The 19,277-nt window shown below is 72.0% G+C and carries 16 protein-coding genes and 1 riboswitch; of the genes, 5 read left to right on the top strand and 11 right to left on the bottom strand.

The window, feature by feature from the left end; translation table 11 throughout:
* Positions 1 to 88: 88 nt before the first annotated feature.
* Both ACIA47_RS14170 and ACIA47_RS14165 read right to left on the bottom strand, forming a co-directional pair.
* Positions 89 to 496: a roadblock/LC7 domain-containing protein gene (locus ACIA47_RS14170; protein ID WP_007465177.1), complete on the bottom strand. Its 408-nt coding sequence runs from the start codon at positions 494 to 496 to the stop codon at positions 89 to 91.
* Entirely contained in the window at positions 493 to 3,633 is a 3,141-nt protein-coding gene (locus ACIA47_RS14165; RefSeq protein WP_396707998.1) for a nitrate- and nitrite sensing domain-containing protein, read from the bottom strand. Before ACIA47_RS14165 ends, ACIA47_RS14170 begins: the two co-directional genes overlap by 4 nt.
* Before the next feature lie 453 nt (positions 3,634 to 4,086).
* Here ACIA47_RS14165 and ACIA47_RS14160 point away from each other — a divergent pair, with 453 nt between their 5' ends.
* Entirely contained in the window at positions 4,087 to 5,256 is a 1,170-nt protein-coding gene (locus ACIA47_RS14160) for an ABC transporter substrate-binding protein (RefSeq protein ID WP_396708243.1), read from the top strand.
* A gap of 249 nt (positions 5,257 to 5,505) precedes the next feature.
* Here ACIA47_RS14160 and ACIA47_RS14155 read toward each other — a convergent pair whose 3' ends face one another.
* Together ACIA47_RS14155 and ACIA47_RS14150 are read right to left on the bottom strand one after the other, a co-directional pair.
* Complete coding sequence (locus ACIA47_RS14155; protein WP_396707996.1) at positions 5,506 to 6,363, bottom strand: ABC transporter permease; 858 nt, start codon at positions 6,361 to 6,363, stop codon at positions 5,506 to 5,508.
* Between the two features lie 103 nt (positions 6,364 to 6,466).
* A complete protein-coding gene (locus ACIA47_RS14150; protein ID WP_396707994.1) occupies positions 6,467 to 7,498 on the bottom strand; it encodes an ABC transporter substrate-binding protein in 1,032 nt (343 codons plus the stop codon).
* 269 nt (positions 7,499 to 7,767) lie between these two features.
* Here ACIA47_RS14150 and ACIA47_RS14145 point away from each other — a divergent pair, with 269 nt between their 5' ends.
* The 4 genes from ACIA47_RS14145 (at position 7,768) to ACIA47_RS14130 (ending at position 12,953) form a co-directional block, all read left to right on the top strand.
* The gene (locus ACIA47_RS14145; RefSeq protein ID WP_396707992.1) at positions 7,768 to 8,553 is read left to right on the top strand and encodes an ABC transporter ATP-binding protein; all 786 of its coding nucleotides are present in this window, start codon (positions 7,768 to 7,770) and stop codon (positions 8,551 to 8,553) included.
* A gap of 2 nt (positions 8,554 to 8,555) precedes the next feature.
* Entirely contained in the window at positions 8,556 to 9,506 is a 951-nt protein-coding gene (locus ACIA47_RS14140; RefSeq protein ID WP_396707990.1) for an LLM class F420-dependent oxidoreductase, read from the top strand.
* Entirely contained in the window at positions 9,503 to 9,811 is a 309-nt protein-coding gene (locus ACIA47_RS14135) for a cupin (protein WP_088987605.1), read from the top strand. Before ACIA47_RS14140 ends, ACIA47_RS14135 begins: the two co-directional genes overlap by 4 nt.
* A 76-nt stretch (positions 9,812 to 9,887) precedes the next feature.
* Entirely contained in the window at positions 9,888 to 12,953 is a 3,066-nt protein-coding gene (locus tag ACIA47_RS14130) for a hypothetical protein (protein WP_396707988.1), read from the top strand.
* 122 nt (positions 12,954 to 13,075) lie between these two features.
* Here ACIA47_RS14130 and thiC read toward each other — a convergent pair whose 3' ends face one another.
* The 7 genes from thiC to thiE all read right to left on the bottom strand — a co-directional run bounded on the left by thiC (position 13,076) and on the right by thiE (position 18,961).
* Positions 13,076 to 14,668 (bottom strand): phosphomethylpyrimidine synthase ThiC, encoded by a 1,593-nt coding sequence (gene thiC / locus ACIA47_RS14125; RefSeq protein WP_396707986.1) that lies wholly within the window; start codon positions 14,666 to 14,668, stop codon positions 13,076 to 13,078.
* Positions 14,669 to 14,685: 17 nt separating this feature from the next.
* Positions 14,686 to 15,471 carry a bifunctional hydroxymethylpyrimidine kinase/phosphomethylpyrimidine kinase gene (gene thiD / locus ACIA47_RS14120; protein WP_091402354.1) on the bottom strand — a complete coding sequence of 262 codons (786 nt, stop codon included), beginning with the start codon at positions 15,469 to 15,471 and terminating at the stop codon, positions 14,686 to 14,688.
* Positions 15,468 to 16,208: a thiamine phosphate synthase gene (locus ACIA47_RS14115; RefSeq protein ID WP_396707983.1), complete on the bottom strand. Its 741-nt coding sequence runs from the start codon at positions 16,206 to 16,208 to the stop codon at positions 15,468 to 15,470. The genes thiD and ACIA47_RS14115 overlap by 4 nt, the downstream gene beginning before the upstream one ends.
* The gene (locus ACIA47_RS14110) at positions 16,205 to 16,984 is read right to left on the bottom strand and encodes a thiazole synthase (protein WP_203120229.1); all 780 of its coding nucleotides are present in this window, start codon (positions 16,982 to 16,984) and stop codon (positions 16,205 to 16,207) included. Before ACIA47_RS14110 ends, ACIA47_RS14115 begins: the two co-directional genes overlap by 4 nt.
* Entirely contained in the window at positions 16,981 to 17,181 is a 201-nt protein-coding gene (gene thiS / locus ACIA47_RS14105) for a sulfur carrier protein ThiS (RefSeq protein ID WP_112584840.1), read from the bottom strand. Before thiS ends, ACIA47_RS14110 begins: the two co-directional genes overlap by 4 nt.
* Complete coding sequence (gene thiO, locus ACIA47_RS14100; protein ID WP_203120230.1) at positions 17,172 to 18,341, bottom strand: glycine oxidase ThiO; 1,170 nt, start codon at positions 18,339 to 18,341, stop codon at positions 17,172 to 17,174. Before thiO ends, thiS begins: the two co-directional genes overlap by 10 nt.
* Positions 18,335 to 18,961, bottom strand: coding sequence for a thiamine phosphate synthase (thiE, locus tag ACIA47_RS14095; protein ID WP_203120231.1), 627 nt, complete (start codon positions 18,959 to 18,961; stop codon positions 18,335 to 18,337). Before thiE ends, thiO begins: the two co-directional genes overlap by 7 nt.
* Positions 18,956 to 19,065: riboswitch (TPP riboswitch) on the bottom strand. Its footprint overlaps the gene before it by 6 nt.
* Between the last annotated feature and the right edge of the window lie 212 nt (positions 19,066 to 19,277).

Below are 19,277 nucleotides of genomic sequence, written 5' to 3'. Positions count from 1 at the left end.
CCCGATCACCTCCTCGTCCCCTGAGAAGCCGGATTGTGCCGCCTCTCGTCCCTGGTCCGGCGCTCGGAACGAGCGCCGCCTTCCGGTGCTAGGAGCGCACCGCGTCGCGCGGCAGCGGCACCAGCGCGGCACCCACCCGCTCGACCAGCAGCGCCATCTCGTAGCCCACCTGGCCCACGTCGCAGCTGCGCGCGGCCAGCACGGCCATCGAGGAGCCGTCGCTGATCGACATCAGGAAGAGATACCCGCTGTCCATCTCGATGACTGTCTGCAACACCCCGCCCGCGCTGAACATCCGGGCCGCGCCCTCGGTCAGGCTCACCACCCCGGAGGTGATCGCGGCGAGCTGGTCCGCCCGGTCCCCCGGCAAATCCCGGGAGGACGCGAGCAGCAGCCCGTCTGCGGACACCGCCACCACGTGGGCGATGCCCGCCACGCTGTCGGCGAAGTTGGTGAGCAGCCAACCCATGTCCTGCATGGCAGCTGGCCTGTTCATCGGCTCTCCTTGGTCGAGGTGCTGTTCAGGTCCGTTCCGGCCGTCCGACCGCGCTGCACACCGCGGTGGTAGGCCGACAGCAGACCACGTACTTCATCAGGGGTCCGCCGGCTGCGGTCCCGGCCGCTCTTCGGCTCGATGCCACCCGGCACGAGCTGTTGCTGCGGCACCCGCTTGGGCAACCCGGAGCGGGTGGTCCCGGCGGGAGCCGGCTCGGCAGCCCGGCTGGCCCGGGACCAGCCCTCGTCCGCCGCCGTACGCCATGCCCCCGGGTCGGGGGCGGGTGCGGGTGCGGCCGGAGCCGTTCGGGCGGCCGGGGGCGGGGCGTACGTCGGCGGCGCCGACGGCCGTGCCCCGAACCCGTCCATGGTCGCGCCGAGGCCGCCGGCGCCCGGGGTGGCCGTCCCGTCGGTGCCGGAGCTGCCCGGGGTACGGGTCGGCAGCTTCGGTCGGGCCGGCGACGCGGCCGGCGCCGACCCGGTGCTCGGCTGGCCGCCGTTGCCGGTGCGCAGGCCGGCATCGGCCGCTGCGGTGGTGGCGGGCGCGGGCGGCTCGTCGAAGTTGGGCCGGGTGAAGATCGCGGTGGCGTCGTCGCCGTGCGACCGGAACCAGACCGCCTCCATCTCCCGGAAGATCGGAGCCTCGGCCGGGAAGTCGGGCCGGGTGCTGACCGGTGCGGCGGGCACCGACGGAACGGCCGGCGGTGCCACCGCGCCCGGCCCGGCGACCGGCCCGACCGGGAGGCCCTGGGCGCCACGCCTATCCGCGGTGTCCGCGGCGTCCGGCGTGGAGCCACGCCGAGGCAGCGGGTCGACGGTCGGGTAGGCCACTGTCGGGCTGCCCAGCGAAGCGCCCGCACCGTTGCTGTAGGCCGGCCGGGCCGGCGGAAGCGGGGCGGCGGGTGCGGGGGCGGCGGGTGCCGGTGGCATGGCCGAGCGCGGGCCGGTGTAGCCACCCGCCTGTACGGCCGGGGTGGTGTCCCGTGAGTCCAGCGGCGACTGCCACTGGGCGGGTGCCGGCGCGCTGGTCCGCCACTGGTCGGGCAGCGTCGCCGCCGTCGTGGCGGCACCGGCGAACTGCTCGGCGTGGCCGGCCGGGGTGAGCGGCGCCTGCTCCACGGCCATCGGTTGACGCGGCCGGGTGAGCACCTGCTCGCGGCCCCGGTTGGTGGGCAGCACCACGGTGGCGGCGGGCAACGTCACCTGGGCGACGGTGCCGCCCTCGACGTTGCGGCGCAACTCCACCCGGATGCCGTAGCGGGAGGCGAGCCGGCTCACCACGGCCAGACCCATCAGTCGGAACGCGGCGACGTCCACGCTCGGCGGTGCGGCCAGACGCCGGTTGAGCGAGTCGAGCTGGTCGTCGGTGAGGCCGAGCCCGCGGTCCTCGATCTGGATCAGCACGTAGTCGCGGATCCGGCGACCGTCGGCGACCACAGTGGTGTTCGGCGGCGAGAATCGGGTGGCGTTGTCGAGCAGCTCGGCGACGAGGCGTACCACGTCGTTGACCGCGTGCGCGGCCACCGAAATGTCGGTGTCCACCGTGCCGAACTCGATGCGGTTGTAGAGCTCCACCTCGGACTGGGCGGCGCGCAGCACGTCCACCACCAGCGCGTCGTCGTGACGCGGTGCGGCGGAGTCGGCGCCGGCCAGGACGAGCAGGTTCTCGTCGTTGCGGCGCATTCGGGTGGCCAGGTGGTCCAGTTCGAAGAGCTGCGCGAGCCGCTTCGGGTCCTCCTCGCCGCGCTCGATCGCGTCCAGCTCGCCGATCATCCGGTCGACCAGGGTCTGACTACGGCGGGCCAGGTTGAGGAACATCGCCGAGACGCTGGTACGCAGTGCCGCCTGCTCGGCGGCGACCCGCACCGCCTCCCGGTGTACGACGTTGAAGGCCAGCGCCACCTGGCCGACCTCGTCGCGGGTGTTGAGCTGGATGGGGTCCCGGACCTGGCGGACGATCTCGTCCACCCCGCCGTCACCCACGCTGCCCATGTTCTGCAGCCGCTGCACGGCGTCGGGCAGGTCGTGGTTGGCCACGGAGAGAGCGCCCTCGCGCAGTCGGCGCAGCGAGTGGTTGAGCGAGCGGGCCAGCACCACGGCCAGCGACACGGCGATGATCAGGGTCAGCAGCACCAGGATCGACTCGACCACGGCCTGCCGGATGACGTCCGAGCGGGCCTGGTCGGCCTGCTGGAGCAGTCGGTCCTGCAGTTGGATCTCGGCCCAGCGCATCAGGTCGTTCACGGCGCCGATCGCCGCGGTGGCGTCCTGCGCGGTGACCAGCGGGCGCTGCCCGACCGAGCGGGTGATGTCGGTGGCCACCCGGTCGGCCAGGCCGACCGCGTCGCCGGAGACGGTGCTGTCGACCAGGGCGCGCTGCACCGGGTCGGCGGCCAGCGAGAAGGCGACCAGGGCCTCCTGCTGACCGGTCAACGTTGCCACGAAGGAGGAGAACTGCTCCGAGTCGAGCTGTCCGGCCGTCAGCGCTGTGAAGGCGACGGCCACTTCCTCGGCGACGGAAGCCTTGGCGCGGGCGAAGGCGGCGACCGCGCGGCGGCTGTCCGCCAGACTCTCGTCGCCGGGCAGCTGGGCCAGGCCGTCACCGTACGAGACCAGGTCGGTGAGGATGACTCCGTAGCGGAGCACCGCCTCGGCGACCGCCATCTGCCGGCGGTCCAGCACCTCCTGACGGGTGCCGTCCAGGGTGGCCAGGTGGTCGTCGATGGCGGCCAGCCGGTCCCGTAGGGCGGCCGGCACGTCGCCGATCCGGCCCCGCTCGGCGCGGTACTCGTCCACCCGCTGCTGCGTCTGGCGGACCCGCAGGTTGTACGCGTCGGCCGGCTGCTGCGGAGCGGCGAGGTAGGCGGCCGCCGCCATCCGTTCGGCCTGGAGGTCCTGGGTGAGGGCGCTGACGTCGACGGAGAGGGCCGTCAGTGACCGGGCCCGGGTGGCGTCGAACGCGCCCTCGCCGACGGAGATCAGGCGGACCGTGGCCAGCGCGATCACCGCCGCCACCGGGACGACCAGAATCAACGCCAACTTGGACCGGATCCGGGCGTCACGCAGTCTCGGCATCCGTCGGCGCGCAGGCCGACCGCTATCGCCGAGCGCGGGCAGGGTCGTCGGTCCGGTGCTCACGACATCGCCTCCGTCGTTTCTTCCCCGCCTGAGCCGCCGAGCCATGCCGTAAGCGGAGGGGACCACGCGCGGCACGGCCGCGATTTCATCAGAGATGATCGTGTTTGGGAAGCCGCAGTGAGGTAGGAAACGGTCGGACGGAGCGCATCCCGTGATCCGGGCAACTGATACCTTCATTTCCGCAAGCCCCTGAACAGGGCATGTAACTCCAGAGTGGTCACGCGTGTATGCAAAGTGAGCTTTTGCAAACATTGCGTTACCCCAGCATGTGGGATGGCCGTCCCGAAAATGCTGCCGGGGTCCGCGCTTGACCACAGCGCCGGCCATTGGCAAGGTTTTGCAGGCTTCGCGCACACCGTACGGCAGAGGAGATCCCGTCCTCCACTGAGGACGGATTAGCGGCGGTGACCGGGCAGCGCCCGCGCCCGCACCTGGAGGACTGAGTTGAGCCCCATCCGCTCCGCGACCATCGCGGCGCTCGCATCGGCCGTAGTGGCCACCACGCTCACCGGCTGCCAGTTTGGCGAGGCGGAGCAAGACACGAGTCCGATCGTGATCGCTGCCGATCTCGAACTCTCCGGCGCCGCAGCCACGGTTGGCCGGACATACCAGCGAGCCCTCAAACTCAAGGTCGATCAGTTGAACGCCTCCGGAGCACTGAACGGCCGGAAGATCGACCTGAAGGTGAAGGACAACCGTTCCGACTCGGCCGAGTCACTTCGCAACATCGTCGACTTCAGCAATGATTCGAAGGTCAGCGCCATCATCATGGGCGGCTGCAACGAATGCGCGGTCGGAGCGGTCGGGACCATCAACGAGAAGCGGATTCCCACCATTGCGCTAGCCGCTTCCGGCGCGATCGCCGCGCCGGCCGCTGAACGGCGCTACGTGTTCAAGCTGGGCCCCAACGCCCCGGACAGCGCCGCCGCACTGACCACCGAACTGCGCCGCAACAACATCCGTAAGGTGGGGATGCTGGTCAGCGACGACGACTACGGCCAGGAGGGCGCGACCGCGCTCAAGAACGAACTGGACAAGGCCAGGATCACGCTCCGACAGCAGCGGATCAAGACCACCGACACCGACGTCAGCCAGCAGGTTCAGCAGCTCGCGTCGGGCAAGCCCGACGCGATGGTCTTCTGGACCCCGCCGGAGCAGGCGACACTGGCCGCGACCAGCGTCCAGCAGACCGTCTTCCGTGGGTCGATCTACTTCGACGCGGCAGCCGCCGGGGACCTCTTCCTCGGCGCGGCGGCCAAGGCGACCGAGAAGGCCACGCTGATCTTCACGCAGACCATGGTGATCGATGACGTGATCGCGACCACCCCGGCCAAGGCGGCGCGGCGGCAGTGGTTCCAGGACTACACGGCCCGCTTCGGCGGCTACAACGGGTCCTCGTCGTTCGCCGCGGACGCCGTCCAGCTGATCGCCGACGCCGAACTGCGCGCCGGTGGTGAGATCGGCAAGGTGGACCGCGACGGCCTCCGGGACGTGCTCGAAACGTCCCAGATGGACGGCCTGTCCGGGCCGATCCGTATGACGCCGGACAACCACAGTGGCCTGATGCCGCAGGCGCTCACCACGCTGGTCGCCCGCAATGGTCGCTGGCGGTTGGCGGGGTAATCGCTGGGGCCTTTCATCTGGCGGGTTTTCCCGGCGCTTCGTCGAGTGCCGGGTGGGGTGTGGCCTACCGTGCCCGGCTCCGGGCGGTCAGGCTTGATCCCTCCGCCGGGCACGGTAGGCCACACCCTTTGCGCCAGCCGCGTCGATGGAAAGGGCCGGCCTCCTGAGAGGGAGGCCGGCCCTGCGCGTTTCTTAGTGTTGATCTTGATCTGTGTCTTGGTGCTGATCTTTGATCTTGCTCTTGGTGGGTCAGCGGCTGCTGGTGGTTTCTCTCACCCAGGGCAGGGCGAACCGCTCGATCAGCAGGAGCGCCGAGTAGAGCAGGATGCTCACCAGCGCCACCAGCATGATCGCCGCCCAGGCGGTGGCGGTGTCGCCGACGCCGGCATACTGCGTGATGACGAAGCCGAGGCCGCTCTCGCCGGCCTGGAACTCACCGATCACCGCGCCGATCGCGGCCAGTGGCATGGCCACCTTGAGCCCGACGAAGATCTGCGGCAGCGCAGCCGGGAAGCGCACCTTACGGAACGCCTGCCAGCGGGAGGCGTTCCAGGAACGCACCAGTTCGGCCAGGTCGGCCGGCGTGGTGGTCAACCCGGTCGCGGTGGAGAGCACGATCGGGAAGAAGCAGAGCAGGAACACCATGGTCAGGATCGGCTTCTGGCCCCAGCCGAGCGCCACCACCAGCAGCGGGCCCAGCGTGATCTTCGGCACCGCGTTCACCGCGACCAGCAGCGGCGTGAACATCCGCTCCACAGTGCGGGAGCTGGCCAGCGAGAGCCCGATCAGCACACCGGCGGCCACCGAGAGGGCGAACCCGGTCAGGATCTCCAGCGTGGTGTCCCAGGTGTGCTCCAGCAGCTGCGCCGGCTTGTCGACGAACGCGGTGAGCACGTCGCCGGGTGGGGGCAGGGCTGCGGGGTGGACCAGCTCCAGCCGGGCGATCAGCCACCACGCCGCCAGCGCGACCAGGATGCCGACCGCGGGCAGCACCGCCTCAGCCCCGGCCCGCAGACCGGCACCTCGACCCGTGCGCCCCACCTCGGGGCCGGCACTCGGGGGCGGGGGTTCCGCCACCGCCGGGTCCGCTGACCGGACGTCGGTCATCTCTGTCCTCCTCGAAATCCCACGGCCCGCCGGATGCCGACGAGCGACGGGGGTACGCCCCACCGGGATCGGCGGGACGTACCCCCTGATGACGACCGGACGATCAGGCCTTCGGCGCGAGGCTGAAGTCGATGATCTGCTCGGGGGTGATGTTCTGCTTCAGCGCGCCGGCGCCCTGCAGGATGGCGATGCTCTTGGCGACCCGACCGCTGTCCAGGGTGCCGATCGCGGTGCCGGTGTTGCCGGAACGGACGTACGCGGCCATCAGCTCCAGCTCGGCGGCGGCGGAGACCGGGTTGGTGGCGTCGACGTTCTTCTTCAGGATGTCGGCGGCCTCCTTGGAGTTCGCCAGGCTGTACTCCAGGCCCTTGAGCAGCGCCGCGGTGAACTTTTTCACCATCTCGGGCTTCTCCTTGGCGATCTTCGAGGAGGTGATCAGCACGTTGCCGTAGAGATCCTGCATCACGTTGCTGTACGGCAGCATGACGGCCTTCTTCTTGGCCACCGCCTCAATGGTCGGCTGACCGACGACGAACTGACCGATGCCGTCCACCGAGCCGGAGGCCAGCGTGCCGATCAGCGCCTGCGCCTCACCGTTGACCCAGGTCACCTTGGTCGCGTCCACACCGGCGAGCCGGGCGTACGTCGGGAACAGGTTGCGGACCACGGAGCCGGGGGTGTCGGCGAGCTTCTTGCCCTCCAGGTCCTTCGGTGAGCTGATGTTCTTGCCCTCGACGGTGGCGATGCCCGCCATGGTGCGCTGCTGGATCGCGGCCACCGCGGTGAAGTCCTTCGCCTGGCCGTTGCCGAGCTGGAGCAGGCCGCCGGTGAGGTCGATCGGGCCGAAGTCGGCCTGGCCGCCGACGACGGTCTGGATCACGCCACCGGTGCCCTGACCAGCCTTGATCTCGACGTCGAAGCCAGCTTCCTTGAAGAAGCCCTTGTCCTTCGCCACCCAGGCGTAGGAGTCACGGCCGAAGTTACCGAACGAGGTGAGGTAGGTCACCTTCTGCAGCGTCTTGCCGTCGCCGCCCTTGGCATCGTCGGCCGAATCCGACCCGCTGCTGCAGGCGGAGACAAGGGCGAGGGCGGTGGCCAGCGCGGCCGTAGCGACCGTACGGGTCAGCCTTCTCATCAGTGCACCATGTCCTTTCCGACCGGGGCCGGCAGGCCACCGGAGGGGGTTGTCGTGACGGGCCGGCGGGAGGGGTGGAAGCCGGACGCCGCCGTCGTGGGGGACTCTTCGCGGGCACAGCGTACGAGAAACCCACAGTTGCGACGCCAGGCGTATCGGGTTGCGGAACGGATACAACCTGACGACCACCCCAGCCGGTGCCATACCTCGACAGGGCGGCTAGCCTTTGTCGGATTCCTGACCGTCCACTCAGCGGAGGTACGCCGGAGATGATCCGACTGTCCGGGGTGTCCCGTACCTTCGAGGGCCGATCCGGCCGGGTGGAGGCGCTGCGCGGCATCAACCTCGACGTCGCCGAGGGCGAGTTCGTCGCCGTGCTCGGCCGCTCCGGCTGCGGCAAGTCCACACTGCTGCGGCTGATCGCCGGGCTGCTCCCGCTGAGCGCCGGTGAGATCACCGTGGCCGGTACGCCGATCACCCGTCCCCGCCAGGACATCGCCATGCTGTTCCAGAAGCCGGCGCTGCTGCCCTGGCGCACCGTGCTGGACAACGTCCTGCTGCCGGTGGAGATCTTCGGCTGGAGCCGCGCCAAGCACCGGGAGCGGGCCCGGCAACTGCTCGACGTGGCCGGGTTGGCCGGCTTCGAGAAGCGGCTGCCGCACGAACTCTCCGGCGGGATGCAGCAGCGGGTGTCGCTGTGCCGGTCGTTGATCGGTGAGCCCCGGGTGATGCTGATGGACGAGCCGTTCTCCGCACTGGACGCGCTCACCCGCGAGGAACTCGCCGGCGAACTCCAGCGGGTGCACATGGAGAACAAGCCGACCATCGTCTTCGTCACCCACTCGATCGACGAGGCGGTGCTGCTCGCCGACCGGGTGGTCGTGCTGAGCCCGCGCCCCGGCCGGATCCGCAAGGTCGTCGACGTGACCATCCCCCGGCCCCGCACCCTGGGCCGCAACGCCCACCTGGCCGACGTCGCCCAGGTCAGCGCCGACCTGCACGAACTGCTGATGGAACGCGAACAGCCGGCCACCGTCGGCGCGGAAGGACACTGACCATGCGGGTGTCGGTCTTCACCGAGCCGAACCGTGGCGCCAGCTACGACACCCAGCTCCGGTTCGCCCGGCTGGTCGAGGCCTGCGGCTACGAAGGTTTCCTCCGCGCCGACCACTACCAGTCGATGGGCGCCGACCCGGGCCTGCCCGGCCCCACCGACGCCTGGCTGACCCTCGCCGCGCTGGCCCGGGAAACCGAGCGGATCCGACTCGGCACCCTGGTGACGTCGGCCACGTTCCGCCTGCCCGGCCCCCTCGCGGTGATGGTCGCGCAGGTCGACCAGATGAGCGGTGGCCGGGTCGACCTCGGCATCGGCGCCGGCTGGTACGAGCGCGAGCACACCTCCTACGGCATCCCGTTCCCGGCGGTCGGCGAGCGCTTCGACCGGCTGGCCGAGCAGCTTGAGGTGATCACCGGGCTGTGGGGAACCCCACCCGGCGAGACCTACAGCTTCACCGGCGACCACTACCGACTGGTGGACGCTCCCGCCCTGCCCAAGCCGGTGCAGGTGCCCGGCCCTCCGATCATCGTGGGCGGGCGTGGCCCCAAGCGCACACCCGAACTGGCCGCCCGGTACGCCGACGAGTTCAACATGCCGTTCAAATCCGTGGCCGCCACCGCCGAGGCGTACGACCGGGTGCGCGAGACGTGTGAGCGCACCGGACGGACGGGGTCCGGGCGCGCCCCGTTGGTGCTGTCCGCCGGGATCGTCGTCGCCATCGGCCGGACCGACGCGGAGGCCCAGCGTCGGGCCGCGCCCCTGCACGAGAAGAGCGCGCTGCCACCGGAGGACCCGGTGGTCGGCTCCCCCGCGCAGCTCGCCCAGCGCCTCGGCGAGTTCGCCGCGATCGGCACCACCCGGGTCCACCTGCGCCTGATCGATTTCGATGATCTCGACCACCTCGAGCTGATCGCCGCCGAGGTGCTGCCCCAACTGGACGGAGCACGATGACCGACGTGATCGACGGAACCGAACTCGGACCGGTGGGTCAGGAGATCGTGTTCGAGAACGACCGGGTCCGGGTCTGGCACATCCGCCTCGAGCCGGGCGAGCGGCAACCGCTGCACCGGCACGACCACCCCTACCTGGTGGTGGCGATCGAGGGCGCCAAGAACGTCGTACAGACCATCGACGGCACCCGGATCGACGCCGACGAGCCCACCGGTGGAGTCGTCTACCGGGACCCGGGCGCGGTGCACATGCTGACCAATGTCGGGGATACGACTTACCTGGCCCGGCTGGTCGAACTCAAGTAGACCCGCCGATGGCCACCGGCGTGCCGCGCGGCGCGCCGTTGGCGATCGGGTGTACCAGGTGCGTAACGTGCCGGACATGGCCTTTCGGACCTGGGGCAGACTGCTGCTCACGGCGCTCGGGGTGAGCGTGCTGGCCGGAGCCGGCCAGCTCGGCGTCGCGTACGGTTTCGGCATCGTCCGCCTGACCGGCGCATTCACCGGCACGACCGTCAACCAGTGGCCGGCCCAGCTCGTCTGGGTGGGCTGGTTCGCCGCGAACGCAGCCGTCGCCGGCGCCGTCCTGACCGGACGCCTCGCTCGCCGCGACGCCCCGACGGCCAGCACCGGCCGGCAGTTGGCTGTCGCCGGCGCTGCGGCGCTCGGCGCCACCGTCATCGCCCCGCTCTGCATGCAGCCCGCCCGCGCCGCGGAGCTGATCTCCGTCGACCCGGTCTGGGCGGTGGGCATCTGCGCCATGGTCGGTGCGGTGATCGGTGCGGGCGCGGCGATCGCCGTCCTGTTCCGGCCCGAGCTGGGATGGAACATGGCGGCCGTGGCCGGCGCGGTCTGGCTGCTGGCGCTGATCTCCGTCCTACCGTCGCTCGGCACGGCCGGCCCACTGCCGACCGTCCGGCTCGGCGTACTGGAGCCGAGTTGGCTCGACGACGCCGCCGCACAGCGGCTGGCACTGCTCCTGCTGCCCATCGTGGCACTGCTGGCCGGCGCGGCGACCGCCGGGCTGGCTCGCTGGCGGGGTCAGGCTCCACTGGTCAGCGGGGCCACCGGGGTGGCCGGTCCGGTGCTGGTGGCGTTCGCCTACCTGACCGCCGGTCCGGGCGACGCGGTGGATCGCTACCAGAGCGCCCCCTACTACGGCTCGTTGATCGCGATCCTCGCCGGAGCGCTCGGCGCGGCCGCCGCCGCGCTGCTGCGCTGGCCGACGGGCACCCGCACCGCTGATCCGCAGGCGATCGAGCCCACCGACATCCTGCGCCCGCTGCCCGCCGGTCCGGCGCTGCCCGGCGCGGCGAACGACCGGGACAGCGCGGCGAACGACCAGGGCAGCGCCGAGCACACCGACACGGAGACGACCAGCGCCGAGTTGACCACCGGCACGAAGCCTGGCGGTGTCGTTGCGGGTTCGTGGGCGACGGGCGACCCCGATGCCGTACGCACCGTCCCGGCCCACTGGGACTGGCCGGAGACCACAGCGAGCGGACAGCACGGTCCGGCTCCCGCCACTGCGGCTCCCGCCCCGACTCCCGCCGCCCCGGCTCAGCCCGCGGCCTGGGTGACCGCGCCGACCGGTGAGTTCACCGCCGCAGGGCAGACGCCCCCGCGCCATGATGACGTCCTGGCCACGACCGAGCCCTCGGCCGACACCGACGTCAGCAACGTCACCGACGCCACCGCGACCGCCACCACGGCCGGACGCGCCGACGTCGCGACCCCGACGGGCGGCCGAGCGGTCGACGAGCCGACCGGCAGCACGGCGACGGACACGAGCAGCAGCACGGCGACCAGTGGCGGGCCGGCCGGTGGACCCAACACCCGCAAGTCCGCCGCCATCCCGGGCGGCACGGCTGCACCGGGTTCCGGCACGACCAGCGCGGCCGCGACCAGCGCTCCGACCACCTCGGACGCGCCCATCCCCGCGACCGGCAGCACGGCCCGGACCAGCGCAGCCGCGACCAGCGCAGCCGCGACCAGCACGGCCCCGACCAGCACGGGCAGCGGCACCGGGGCGACCAGCACAGCACCGACTGTCACGGCCGCTCCCAGTCCCGCCGCCACGGCCTCGACGGAAACGGGCACGGGGTCAGGCACGAGCACGGAGGCGAGCAGCGCGGGCACGGCCGACCACGGCACGCCCGAGGCACCGCTGACGATCAAGCCGCGACGCGGCCGTAAGTCGAAAGCCAAACCGGACACCACCGCCTCTGGCGCGACTGACGACACGTCCCGTGCCGGTTCGGCAACCGCCGAGGTCACCTCGGCTGCGGCCTCCGACACGGCAGCAGCCCGGACCACCGCTACCGGCGCGAAGCGAGCACCTGCCACCCCCGCCACCGGCTCGAAGCGGGCACCGGCCGCCTCGACGACCGCCGAAACGGGCGCGACGCAGGTGCCCGCCAACCCGGAGTCCTCGACCACGGCAACCGACGACGCACAGAGCCCGACCACCGGGACCGGGGAGACACCAGCACCGACCACCGGGACGGGGGAGACACCAGCACCGACCACCGCAACCGGCGCGACGCGAGCAGCGGCGGCGCCGACCACCACGGCCGGCCAGGTTGGCGCGGAAGCCATCCCGCGCGCTCCGAAGGCCGGCACGGGCAGCAAGGCAGCACCGGCCGACGCGACCAGCGATTCCGCAATCGCCGGAGCTCGTGGCACCGACAGCGCGCAGCCCGCCGCCGAGGACGTTCCCACCGACGGGTCGTTCGGGGCCACCGCCGCCAGTGACCCGGACACGTTCCAGTGGACGCCCGCGCCGTCGGCCTGGCCGGTCACCTCGACCTGGACGGTGCCGCCGCAGACCTCCGAGCCGGAGGCAACGGCATCGGAGCGGCCGAGCAGGTCCGACGAGCCGACCGGACCGACGCCCAGGCCCCGGCATCGGGCACCGTTGCCGGACCTGAGCCGGGCCGGCACCTGGAATGCGTTCGACACCTCTCGGCGCCGCGGATCGGCGGGCTCGCAGGACAGCTCGACGGCACAGACAGAGCCGACCGAAGCCGGCGAGACGCCCGCTCCGGCCGAGCGCCCGAGCCGGCCGGAGTTCCCGGGCACGGTGGGCGCTCCCTCCGGCGCCAGCGCCACCAGCGCCACCACCGGCACCACCGGCACCGGCACCGGCACCGGCACCGGCACCGGCGATGTGGCGCCTACCGACACCACGTCGGCAAAACCGACGCAGCCGAAGGTGGCAGAGCAGCCCTCCCGGCGAGGCCGGCTCGGCGGGCTGTTCCGCCGTAACCGGTCCCGCGCCGACGAGGAGAGCCCGAAGACGTCGGATGAAGCGGAGCCGCTGGCGTCCCAGGACGAGGAATTCGTCGACTGGGTCGCCGGTCTGAGCAAGCCGGTGTCGGACAACGAGCCGGAACAGGAGAACGGCCGCCGGTCGTTGCGCTCCACCGGTCGACACCACCGCGACTGACTCCACCACGCAGCGCATCGACGCACCGACCGGTCGCTTGATCGACTCGGGTTCACTGATACCGGGCCATCCCGAGGCGGCCCCGACATCAATGAACCCGAGTCGATCACCCTGCGGGTGGGTCAGGCGAGCGGTAGGTAGACCCGGCTCCCGCCGGAGACGAACTCCTCCGACTTGTCCCTCATGCCGCGCGCCGCGTACTCCTTGAGCTCTTGGGTGATCTTCATGGAGCAGAACTTCGGGCCACACATCGAGCAGAAGTGCGCGGTCTTCGCCGGCTCCGCGGGCAGGGTCGCGTCGTGGTACGAGCGCGCCGTCTCCGGGTCCAGCGAGAGGTTGAACTGATCCTCCCAGCGGAACTCGAACCGCGCCTTCGACAGGGCGTCGTCCCAGGCCTGCGCGCCGGGGTGCCCCTTGGCCAGGTCCGCTGCGTGTGCCGCGATCTTGTACGCGATCACGCCCGCCTTCACGTCGTCCCGGTCCGGCAGGCCGAGGTGCTCCTTCGGCGTGACGTAGCAGAGCATCGCGGTGCCGAACATGCCGATCATCGCGGCGCCGATCGCCGAGGTGATGTGGTCGTACGCGGGCGCGATGTCGGTGGTCAGCGGACCGAGCGTGTAGAAGGGTGCCTCGTGGCACCACTCCTGCTGAAGGTCCACGTTCTCCTTGATCTTGTGCATCGGTACGTGACCGGGGCCCTCGATCATCACCTGGACGTCGTACGCCCAGGCGATCTTCGTCAGCTCACCGAGGGTGCGCAGCTCGGCGAACTGCGCCTCGTCGTTGGCGTCGGCGATCGACCCGGGGCGCAGCCCGTCGCCGAGGGAGAACGTCACGTCGTAGCGCGCGAGCAGCGCGCACAACTCCTCGAAGTTGGTGTAGAGGAAGTTCTCCTCGTGGTGCGCCAGGCACCACGCCGCCATGATCGAACCGCCTCGGGACACGATCCCGGTCACCCGGTCCACTGCCAGCGGCACGTACGGCAGGAGCACACCGGCGTGCACCGTCATGTAGTCCACGCCCTGCTCGGCCTGCTCGATCACGGTCTCCCGGAACACCTCCCAGCTCAACTTCACCGGGTCGCCGCCGACCTTCTCCAGCGCCTGGTAGATCGGCACCGTTCCGATCGGCACCGGCGAGTTGCGCACGATCGCCTCACGGGTCTCGTGGATCCGCTTACCCGTGGACAGGTCCATCACGGTGTCCGCGCCCCAGCGGGTGGCCCAGGTCAGCTTCTCCACCTCCTCCGCGACCGACGAGCTGACCGCCGAGGTGCCGATGTTGGCGTTCACCTTGACCAGGAACGCCTTGCCGATGATCGCCGGCTCGCACTCCGGGTGGTTGACGTTGAGCGGGAGCACCGCCCGACCGGCGGCGATCTCGGCCCGCACGAGTTCCGGTTCGACGTTCTCCCGGATCGCCACGAACTCCATCTCCGGCGTCACCACACCGGCCCGCGCGTACGCGAGCTGGGTGGGCCGACGACCGTCCACCCCGGCGAGTGGCGTGCCCGCACCCCGCACCGGGGCCACGTCACCCCGCTCGGCGATCCACTGCCCGCGCAGCGGCGGCAGCCCCACCTCCGGGTCCGAGCCAGGGCCGGACGTGTCGTAGAGCCGTACCGGCGGCAGGTCCCCGGTCAGCCCCACCTCCGCGAACGGCACCCGGACATCCGGCCGAGAACCCTCGACGTACACCTTGCCTCGTGCGTGCATGACAGCCTCCCTGGTGATCAAGCGGACCAGCCGAAGTGGTTCAGCGGCCCGCGCCCCGCGCCCAGCTCCCAACCCCGCGCGCCGGTCAGCGCACGGAGCACGTACTCCTTGGCGGCCCCCACGGCGGCCGGCACCGGATCGCCCAGACCGAGCCGCACCGCGATCGCCGCCGAGAACGAGCACCCGGTGCCGTGGGTGTGCCGGGTGGTCACCCGGGGTGCGCGCAACACTGTGGTGACGCCGCCGCCGTGCAGCACGTCGACCGCCTCGCCCCCGTCCAGGTCACCGCCGGTGACCACCACGTACTCCGGGCCGCCGGCCACCAGGGCCTCGGCGGCCACGACCATCGCGGCCACGTCGTCGACCGGGCGTCCGGTGATCGCCGCGGCCTCCGCGCAGTTCGGGGTCGCCACAGTGGCGTACGGCAACAGCCGCTCCACCGCGCCCACCACGCCGAGCCGGTGACCGCTCGTGGCGACAAGCACCGGGTCGACGACGAGTTGAGGCAGCCGGCCGTCCCGGGCGGCCTCGGCCACCACGTCCGCGATCGCCGGGGTGCCGAGCATCCCCGTCTTCACCGCGCAGACGGTGAAATCGGTGAGCACGCTGTCCAACTGCTCGGTGACAGTGCGCGGGGGCAGCGGCAACACCGCGTCGACACCCCGGGTGTTCTGCGCGGTGACCGCCGTGAGGACGCTGGTGCCGTACGCGCCCAGCGCGGCGAAGACCTTGAGGTCGGCCTGGATGCCTGCGCCGCCGCCGGAGTCCGAGCCGGCGATGGTGAGGATGGTTCGCGGGGTCATTGTTTTTCCCTGGTTGCGGTTTGGGGCTGCGGCCGACCGTGCCCACTCCGGGCGGTCAGGCTTGATCCCTGCGTGGGCACGGTCGGCCGCAGCCCCCGTCGTGGGGACCTGGCTGACTCCGCGCCGGGTTTTGAGAGCTCGGGGGTGACCGCCTCGACATAGGCGCTGGTCAGACTCGCCGCTGTCTCGGTGGGATCCGTGGCCCGCATAATCGCGCCGAGCACCGCCACCCCGACGGCTCCCGCCTGGACGCAGGCGGTTACCTGTTCCGGGGTCTCGACTCCGCCCAGGGCCAGCAGGGGTACCGGGCTGGCACGCACCAGGCTGCCCAGCCCCGCAATGTCCAGGGGTGGGCCGTAACCCGGTTTTGTCTTTGTGGGCCAGACCGGGGAGATGGTGGCGTAGTGCTCGGTGGTCAGGCGGTCCAGCTCGATTTGGTGATGGCAGGAACGGCCGACCACGGCGTGGGCCGGCGGCGGGTACGGGCCGGCGGCGGGCAGGTGCACTGCGTCGCCGCCGAGCGGGTCGGGGCCGGCCACGATGAGGGTTCCGCCGACGTCGGCGAGGATCGCGCGCAGGTCGGCGGCGAGGGCGGCGCGTTCGGCGCGCGGCAGGTCCTTCTCCCGCAGCACCACCCAGCGCACTCCCCCGGCCACGGCTCCCGCCACCACCCGGTCGAGCCCGCCCCGCGCGACGAGCCGGCCGGTCAACACGACAACCCCGGACGGCGGGGTCACAGCTCGGGTCTTCCCTCGTCGGGGGTGGAGGCGAGCGCGTGGAAGCGGCGCTCGATCCGGCCGGCCTGGGCTGCCAGTCGGCCCGCCTCGACCGCGTACCGCATCGCGGTGGCCATCGCCACCGGGTCGGCCGCCCGGGTGACAGCGCTCGCCAGCAGCACCCCGTCACAGCCCAGCTCCATGGCCAGCGCCGCGTCGGACGCGGTGCCGATGCCGGCGTCGAGGATCACCGGCACGTCCACACCCTGCCGGATGAGTCGAATGTGGTGCGGGTTGCCGATGCCGAGCCCCGAACCGATCGGGGAGCCGGCCGGCATCACCGCGGCGCAGCCCACATCGGCGAGGCGGCGGGCGAGCACGGGGTCGTCGCTGGTGTACGGCAGCACTGTGAAGCCGTCGGAGACCAACTCCTCGGCGGCGCGGAGCAGCTCCACCCCGTCGGGCAGCAGCGTCCGCTCGTCGCCGATCACCTCCAGCTTGACCCAGTCGGTGTCGAACGCGTCCCGGGCCAACCGGGCCACCTTCACCGCCTCGGTGGCGGTGTGGCAGCCGGCGGTGTTCGGCAGCAGGCGTACGCCGCACCGGTCCAGCAGCTCCAGCAGCCCACCCGTGGAGCCGGGTGCCGTGCCCACCCGGCGCAACGCCACTGTGACCAGTTCGGTGCCGGACGCCCGGATCGCCTGCTCCAGGACGTGCAGGTTCGCGGCACCGCCGGTGCCGAGGATCAGCCGTGAGGTGAAGGTCTCCCCACCCAGCTCGAAGGGCACGCCGCTCACCCGCCCTGCGCCGCGGTGAGCACCTCGACCCGGTCACCGTCGCGCAGTGCCCGCGCCGGCCAGCCGGTCCGGGGCACCACCTCGCCGTTGACCGCGACCGCCACCCCACGCGGCTGCGCCACGATGTCGCGGACCAGGTCCGCCACGGACGCGCCGGCGGCGACGCTGCGCCCGGCCCCGTTCACCGTCAACTCCACAGGTCCCCCTCCAACGTCGGTTCAGGTCCGCCCGACGCGGCCACCGCGGCGGCACCGCCGAAGCGGTCGGCACGGAAGGGCGCGAGCAGCGGGTCGGGTACGCCGCCGAGCACCAGGTCGGCGATCAGGTCGGCGGTGATCGGGGTGAGCACGATGCCGTGCCGGTGGTGCCCGGTGGCGGCCAGGACGTCCGGTCGGTCGGGCAGCGGCCCGAGGATCGGCGCGTTGTCCGGGGTGCCCGGGCGCAGCCCGGCGACCGCCTCGACCAGGTCGTACTCGGCCAGCTCGGGCAGCAGGTCGACCCCGGCGCGCAGCAGCCGTTGCACAGCACCGGCGGTGACGGTGGTGTCCGAGCGCTCCTCGACCGTCGCACCGAGCACGACCTCACCGTCGGTGCGGGGCACCAGGTAGACGTGCTCGCCGTCGGCGTACCCCCGGATCACGTGCCGGAAGCCCGGCGCGACGCCGTCGGGCGCGCGGAGCCGGAGGATCTGGCCCTTCACCGGCCGCACCGGCAGGCCGGTGAGCGCGGCGGCCCCGCAGCCGGCGGCGACCACGGTGACCGGTGCGTCCACCTCGGACAAAAACCGGACCGGCTTCGGCACGAGCACCGCGCCGGCCCGCTGCGCGGCCGCGCGCAGCGCCGGCACCAGCAGCCGGGGGTCGACCTGATGATCGGTGGGCGCGAGCGCGCCGCCGCGCACCCGTGGGGCGAGCGCCGGTTCGCGATCGCGCATCTCGCTGGGGCGCAGCGGCGTCACGGGCAGACCCAACCCCTGCTGGTACGCCCACAGCCGGCGCGCCTCGGCCAGGTCGTCGCCGGTGAGCCCGACCATCAGGGTGCCCTCGGTCCGGTAGCCGATATCGACTCCGGTCGTCTCGGTCAGCTCGGCGGCGAACGCCGGCCAGCGGGCGGCGGACGCCAGCAGCAACCCGGTCAGCTGCCGCTCACCGAAGTACGCCTCGGCGACCGGGGACAGCATGCCGGCGGCCACCGCCGACGCGCCCGAGCCGGGTGCCGGATCGTGCACCACCACCCGCAGCCCACGCGCGGCGCAACGCCAGGCGATCGCCAACCCGATCGGCCCCGCCCCCACCACTGCCACGTCCGGCCGGACCCGGTCGCTCGACGACGGTGACGGGGACCGGCCGGTCAGCACGTCAGGGCCTCGATCAGCTCGGCGGTTGCCCGTGCCGGGTCGGCGGCGGCGGAGACGGCACCGACCACCGCCACCCCGTACGCCCCGGCGGCCCGCAGCGCCGGCACTCGGGCGGCGGTCACTCCGCCGATCGCGATGACCGGAACGTCGACGGCGTCGACGACGGCGCGTACCCCGGCGGGCCCGATGGGGTCCGGCAGGCCGGTCTTTGTGCTGGTGGTGTGGCACGGCCCGACGCCCAGGTAGCTGGCGCCCGCCGCGACGGCCTCGCTCGCCGGGCCCGGCGAGCGAGCGGTGGCGCCCAGCACACCGGTGGGGCCGAGCACCCGGCGGGCGGCGGCGACCGGCAGGTCGTCGGCACCGACGTGCCCACCGGCGGCGCCCACCGCCAGCGCCACGTGCAACCGGTCGTTGACCAGGCAGGTCGCCCGGTACGACGCGCAGAGCGCGAGCACCCGCCGGGTCAGGTCGTACGCCTCCCGGTCGGTGGCGGAATCCTCGACCCGGACCTGCACCACCAGGTCGGCGTGGGCCACGGTGAGGGCGGCGCGAACCACGGCGAGTGGGTCGCGACCCGGTCGGGTGTCGGTGATGAGATGCAATCGCCCCAGGGACGGCACGGCAACGCTCCTCCCTGCGCCGGCATTACCCGGATCAGGTTCGACGGTCGGGGGCTGTCAGCCCCCCTCTCAGCCCGGTACACCGGGCTCCCGTGGGTTACTTGCGTGTCACCGTACGACAGATCCGTCGGCCTGCCAAGGCGCGGGGTCGGCGGTGGCCGGCAGGGCGGGCCGCGTCAAAACGAGCGAGATCCAATGGGGCACTTCATACGGTCCTGTTCGGAATGTCGCCCTCCGTTGCAGAACCGTTACCCGTCCGCATCTTGCCCGACATCGAGCGAGCCGAATTAATTTGTTCAGCGATTCGACAAAATGT

The organism is Micromonospora sp. NPDC051227, from assembly GCF_044455385.1.
Lineage (GTDB): Bacteria > Actinomycetota > Actinomycetes > Mycobacteriales > Micromonosporaceae > Micromonospora.
The sequence above is the reverse complement of the archived record's forward strand: the minus strand, read 5'-3'. Positions and strand labels throughout refer to the sequence as shown.

Bases quoted from the DNA above. Each gene is read 5' to 3' on its own strand.
- ACIA47_RS14170 (WP_007465177.1), bottom strand. From the start codon at position 496: ATGAACAGGCCAGCTGCCATGCAGGACATGGGTTGGCTGCTCACCAAC.
- ACIA47_RS14155 (WP_396707996.1), bottom strand. From the start codon at position 6,363: ATGACCGACGTCCGGTCAGCGGACCCGGCGGTGGCGGAACCCCCGCCC.
- ACIA47_RS14150 (WP_396707994.1), bottom strand. From the start codon at position 7,498: ATGAGAAGGCTGACCCGTACGGTCGCTACGGCCGCGCTGGCCACCGCC.
- ACIA47_RS14145 (WP_396707992.1), top strand. From the start codon at position 7,768: ATGATCCGACTGTCCGGGGTGTCCCGTACCTTCGAGGGCCGATCCGGC.
- ACIA47_RS14140 (WP_396707990.1), top strand. From the start codon at position 8,556: ATGCGGGTGTCGGTCTTCACCGAGCCGAACCGTGGCGCCAGCTACGAC.
- ACIA47_RS14135 (WP_088987605.1), top strand. From the start codon at position 9,503: ATGACCGACGTGATCGACGGAACCGAACTCGGACCGGTGGGTCAGGAG.
- ACIA47_RS14130 (WP_396707988.1), top strand. From the start codon at position 9,888: ATGGCCTTTCGGACCTGGGGCAGACTGCTGCTCACGGCGCTCGGGGTG.
- thiC (WP_396707986.1), bottom strand. From the start codon at position 14,668: ATGCACGCACGAGGCAAGGTGTACGTCGAGGGTTCTCGGCCGGATGTC.
- thiD (WP_091402354.1), bottom strand. From the start codon at position 15,471: ATGACCCCGCGAACCATCCTCACCATCGCCGGCTCGGACTCCGGCGGC.